The 5,550-nt window shown below is 50.5% G+C and carries 5 protein-coding genes; all 5 read left to right on the top strand.

Features of this window, described 5'->3' with window-relative positions; all coding sequences use genetic code 11:
• The first annotated feature begins 88 nt into the window (after window positions 1–88).
• Complete coding sequence (locus tag LPA02S_RS10525; protein WP_054651653.1) at window positions 89–586, top strand: hypothetical protein; 498 nt, start codon at window positions 89–91, stop codon at window positions 584–586.
• A gap of 1,195 nt (window positions 587–1,781) precedes the next feature.
• Entirely contained in the window at window positions 1,782–3,059 is a 1,278-nt protein-coding gene (locus LPA02S_RS10520) for a carboxylate--amine ligase (protein WP_054651655.1), read from the top strand.
• Complete coding sequence (locus LPA02S_RS10515) at window positions 3,049–3,507, top strand: universal stress protein (protein WP_056956300.1); 459 nt, start codon at window positions 3,049–3,051, stop codon at window positions 3,505–3,507. Before LPA02S_RS10520 ends, LPA02S_RS10515 begins: the two co-directional genes overlap by 11 nt.
• Window positions 3,508–3,802: 295 nt before the next feature.
• Window positions 3,803–4,393, top strand: a complete 591-nt coding sequence (locus LPA02S_RS10510; RefSeq protein WP_054651657.1) for a TetR/AcrR family transcriptional regulator — start codon at window positions 3,803–3,805, stop codon at window positions 4,391–4,393.
• Window positions 4,394–4,472: 79 nt separating this feature from the next.
• On the top strand, window positions 4,473–5,510 hold the full coding sequence (locus tag LPA02S_RS10505; protein WP_054651658.1) for an AI-2E family transporter: 1,038 nt from the start codon (window positions 4,473–4,475) through the stop codon (window positions 5,508–5,510).
• Window positions 5,511–5,550 lie beyond the last annotated feature (40 nt).

The following is a 5,550-nucleotide window of genomic DNA, read 5'->3' as shown; positions in this document are numbered from 1 at the left end:
GGCGACCACTACGGTAACAATCAGTTTGGGCCGAACTTAGCCTTGTGGTACAATATACGCAGATATTGTGCATTAACGGAGGACAATCATGGATCAATTTAGTGTTACGGCTCTAGCCGACCAGTTGGAGGCCGATACGGATAAGTTGTTGGCCAAAGAAACGGTTTTAAATGCGGACGCGATTAACGAAGCGGTCGATTATCTGGGTGTGTTACAGAATCCAGCAGCCAGCTATCCGGATTTAAACCAGGAGGCTTATCTGGAAGGGGAGTCGGACCACAAGTTGAGCTTGCTGGGTGATAGCGCTCCTTTGGTTACCACCGATGACCGCATCATGGTGAACCACGTAGACGGGTCGATTAGCGGTGACAAGGTTAACTTCACCTACAACCACGAGACGCCGGTCGTGGACGGTGCCTATTCCGCCAAGAAGGACTTGGAGTTGATCAAGTTTGGTTTGGAAGTTATCGGCGCAGTGCTGGGTACTGGTGCCCACGATCAGGTCAAGGAATTGCTGTCACCGGATGCCGCCGTGTCGTTGACCATCGCGGCGCAGCGACTGAGGTCTTGGCAGCTAGCAGAATAATTACGCTGAGCGTTACATCACAGGGCTGACTGCTGGTCGGCCTTTTTTGGTGCGCTGGAGCCACCGTTGTTGAGCAGTATGTGTGATTTTATACCCATAAAACGGGACTTAAATATTTTTATGGGAGCGCTTGCATTTCTGCGGTACCCACGCTATAATAAGGTTGTAGTTAAGGAGGCGGTACCCACACAGGGCTAGCCAAGTTTAACTTCTCATAGTCCGGTAACCCGTGGCAAATGGTGCCGGGCAGCAAGCGGTAGTTGTGCACCATGGTTTTGTGAAGTGAGGTGGTTATTTAATTGCCAAACGGACGACGGCGCGGAGTGGTAGCCTGAAGCAGACGTGAAGAAGTCGGTAGTAGGTTGATCCACGATGAGCATTTAACAGGTACAGCAGAATAGTCAGGAGTACCACAACCCACAGATGGGGTTGTAAGTGTCACGGCAAGCGTGTGAAGCGTAGCCGACTGAGTAGGTGAGTTAGAACTGTTGAGGTAAAGTTACGGATTAACGCGTAACGACGCCGTTGTCAAAACCGCAAATGCATCTTTGCGGGGGAAGCTATGTAGGGCACAACAAGCATCACAGTTACTTGTACCTCTAGTGTTACAGGTCGAAACCAGAATAACCAAGCGCACAGAGTATCGAGTTTTGGTACCGCGTCAGTGACCAGTATTTATTGCAGTGGCAAGCTGGTCGTGGTCAAGAGGGGATTTGATTCCGATGCCAACAGTAGTTTGAGGTAACAGTTGTAGATGACGATTCATCACCGAGAGGGGTGCTGAAGCATAGTCAGCAAAACGATTTATCCGGTTTGTTCCAATGTGTTTTACCAGCAGAATGACCAACGTGGTGACAACCGTTAATTAAACGGATCCTGTAGAGATCAAACGAAAACCAAGTATTTGAGGTAGACGGGCGTCAACACGCAGGGTATTACCAACCAGTTGAATAAAATTTGTTTAGAGGTGTAAGTATCACAAAATACCAGTTGTTTCTAACCGTGTGTGATGCATCCTTAACTTAAAGACTCGGGTTTTGAGAAGTGCCCGGGTCTTTTAATGTGCACCGGTAAATTTTGGTGCCTTCGGGGGATAATTTAGTCTCACGTTGCAAGCGCTTACTAGCGTGAGGCCGCCCCTGTGTTATACTGGAAGCGCACTATTGATCAGGAAGATACCAAAGGGAGATTGTTTATGGCTAGTCCGAACGACTATCAGCCGATCTTGCTGGGCAGCGACGCCACCGTTTACGGCATGGCGCGCAACTTCTACTCACTAACCGGCAAACCGGTCGATACATATGCTCGTCGCCAACTCGCACCGACACAGTGGTCGCGCATCGTGAACGTCCACATTATTCCAGAATTGGACTCCGATACGGCCTTTGTGCCGGCCATGGTCAAAGTTGCTGCCGCACACGCGCAGCAAGGACCACTACTATTGATTGCGTGCACCGATACGTACGCGGAGTTGGTTGCGCGGCACAAAGAAGAATTGAGTGCGTACTTTGTTTGTCCCAGCGTCGACTACAGCTTGATGAAACAACTAAACGATAAAGAGCAATTTTATAACCTGTGTGCGGAGTACGGGCTGCCGTATCCCGATACGAAAATTATTACCCGCGCCATGTATGATAGTGGTGTATCCATTACGTCACCGTACAGTTTTCCAGTCATGTTGAAACCCACGGAATCCGTGGAGTGGTTGGATATCAGTTTCCAGGGGCGCAAAAAGGTGTTTACCATCCACTCACAGGTGGAGTTAAACACTATTGTGGCCCGGATTTACGAGCAGGATTACCGCTACGACTTGGTGCTGCAAGACTTCATTCCGGGGGATGACAGTCATATGCGTGTGCTCAACGTTTACGTTGACGCTCAGCATCACGTCAAGCTGATGGCGTTAGGGCACCCGCTACTGGTTGACCCGTCACCCGCAGCTTTGGGCAACGTGATGGCGATGCTGCCGGAATTTGACCAACAACTTTATGACTTGGTGCAGCCCTTCTTAGAGGGTGTCGGGTACACCGGTATCGCCAACTTTGACATTAAGTTTGATTACCGGGACCAAACGTACAAGTTACTCGAAATTAACATGCGCCCGGGACGAAGCGGGTACTTTGTGACCCTTAACGGCTATAACGTTGCCGAGTGGTTAGTGCGTGATTACGTGACGCACGATCTCGACGCGCTCGATACGGTTTACGCCAATGACGATCCTCGTCGCGCCTATTTGTGGTTGGGGGTCACACGGCGGCTCTTTAAACGCTATGCACCGGACGGCCACTTGAAGGAACGTGCTCTCAGACTGATGGATGAAGGGCGTGTGGGTACAACCTTATTTGAACCAAGAGATTTCAGTATTCGCCGGTGGTTGCTCATACACCGACTGTTTTTCGGGTATAATACACTGTATAAACGTTATTTTGCAGAAATGAAGAGCAACCTCGAGGAGGCAACTAATGGCAACTGAAGAAGAATTTCAGGTTGAATCACTACACTTTAAACGCTTATTGCTGGCGGTTGACGATGATGACGACGAGTCTAGTCGGCGTGCGTTCAACTACGCCTGCACGTTAGCAAAGGTGTACGGTATCCCTTTGGGTATCGTGTCGGTGCTGGAGACTGGTGACATGAATATTTTTCAGTCATTGTCACCCGATGTGTTAGCACAACGGCGCGCGGAGATTACGCATCACCTCGACACGTACGTCGACAAGGCGACGCAGTTTGGGGTGGAGGACGCCCAACCGATTGTGGCTGAGGGTAAGCCGGGTCGGGTCATCGTCGAAGAGGTGGCACCGGCATTTAAGCCCGACCTCATCATTGTGGGCACGCACGAGCGGTCCAACCACCGCCTGGGCAGCGTTTCGGCGTTTGTGACCCGTAACGCGAAGTCGAGCGTCATCGTGGTCCGCTAAGATTGACGTCAGTGGCCGTCAGCACCGAGCGTGTTGGCGGCCGCATCGCTCTACGGTGCAAAGTTGAATCGTCAAATATCGGAATTTTAATTTTTCCAATACAGTAAAAGTGTTATAAATATCTTGTTCACAATTTAGCTCTTGGTGAATGTGAATGGCCGCCAACGACCGTTACACCACTGGCGGGGCGTATCCGTGACACGTAAAGGGTTCGTGTCACGGATGTGTTGGCGGTAACGTTAAAGTGTGGTTTAATGAAGAGCAAGCAAGTACCGACTGTATTGGAGGTGACGGCATGGCAACTGAGTACACGCGTGAACAGCAAGCGTTTAGCCGCGAGTGTATCCAGGAAGGGTTGTTCCTGCTGATGGAGGATCAACCGCTCGACGAGATTACGGTGAGCGCGATTTCGCAGCGGTCGGGGATCTCCCGGATGGGTTTTTACCGCAACTATAAGTCCAAGCAGGACGTCCTGGATGATTACTTTAGTTCACAAATGGACCACTTAATTGACCAGTTGGCTGATATCGAGCCGCTCAACGCGGAGCACATCATTCCGCGTTACTTCGAATTTGTGCGGGATCACTCGGCGCGGTTCCGGCTCGCAATTGTATCTGGTGGCGACCAGATTTTGCACGACGCCTTTGCCCGTACGGTTGGCAAGTTTTTCGATAAGAACGTCAAGCGTCCGTGGTTTACCGGCACCTACGCGGAATTCTGGCAGTCATTCGTGACGTCCGGCTTATACGCGGTCACGGTCCGCTGGATTGGCGAAGACTTCACCACGCCGATTCCGGTTTTGACGTCCGTAGTGGCGCACCTTGCGGCCCAGCCTCCACGTGATATCTCTGACGTCGCCATTAACTCGACGGCTAAAGAAGACTAACTAACCAAAGAATTGACCGCCGGGACTGTACGCTTGTACGGTTCCGGCTTTTGTTTAATGAAGAAAGTAGAGGACTCGGATGACCCCATATCAACGTTTTGTCCAACATACGCGAGTGCGGCGGCTCACGGTTTTACTAGTCATCATCATGGTTTTGTGGTTAGTCCGCAGCCTCATGAGTACCATTTTATTGACGTTTATCTTTACCTTTTTGATTGTGCGACTCATTCGTGGCGTGCAGCGGGTGATACCGCGGTTACGGCCACTATTTGTCGTTATCCCAGTCTACTTATTGTTACTGGCGGCGCTATATTACGCGATTACCCGGTACGCCCCAATGATTGGGCGGCAGAGTATCCATTTATTTAATTCCGTCAGCGACTTTTACAACAGCAAGGCCTTTGATAACAACCAGATAATTCAGTGGGGCCTCAAGCAACTGTCCTCCCTCAACCTGAAGCAACAATTACAGGATTCGGTTACCACGTTGCTGAGCGCCATTAGTAGTATCGGTGGCATGATTATTACCTTCCTGCTATCACTACTGCTAAGTTTCTTCTACACCATTGAGTTGGACCGTCTGAATGAATTCGGCCAGAAGTTTGTGGATTCGACGTTTGGTTGGTTCTTCCAGGACGTCAGTTTCTTTGCCAAGAAGTTCATAAACACGTTTGGTGTCGTGCTGGAGGCCCAAATCGTGATTGCCATGGTCAATACCGTAATTACGGTGGTGACCCTTATCTTCATGAAGATGCCGAATATACCTAGTTTAGGAATCATGGTGTTCCTGCTGTCATTAATTCCGGTTGCGGGGGCCATTATCTCGGTCGTGCCACTGTCAATTATTGCGTACACGGTGGGGGGCTGGCAGGATGTCGTCACCATTATCGTGATGATCATCATTATCCATATCCTGGAGTCGTACGTACTCAACCCTAAGTTCATGAGCAGCCGGACTCAGCTGCCAATCTTCTTTACCTTCGTCGTGTTGCTGTTTGCCGAACATATTTGGGGTACGTGGGGGTTAATCGTGGGGATTCCGGTCTTCACCTTCCTACTCGACATCCTCGGCGTACAGCGCCACGCACCAAAGCCGCGCCCGGCGGCGAAGGAGTAGGGTTTGTGCAGGCAAAGCGGTGGTAGGGTTGCGGCTTTGT

Origin of the sequence: Lacticaseibacillus pantheris DSM 15945 = JCM 12539 = NBRC 106106 (assembly GCF_001591865.1) — a bacterium.
Lineage (GTDB): Bacteria > Bacillota > Bacilli > Lactobacillales > Lactobacillaceae > Lacticaseibacillus > Lacticaseibacillus pantheris.
Note: the sequence above shows the minus strand (reverse complement) of the source record. Positions and strands in the feature narration are given on the sequence as shown.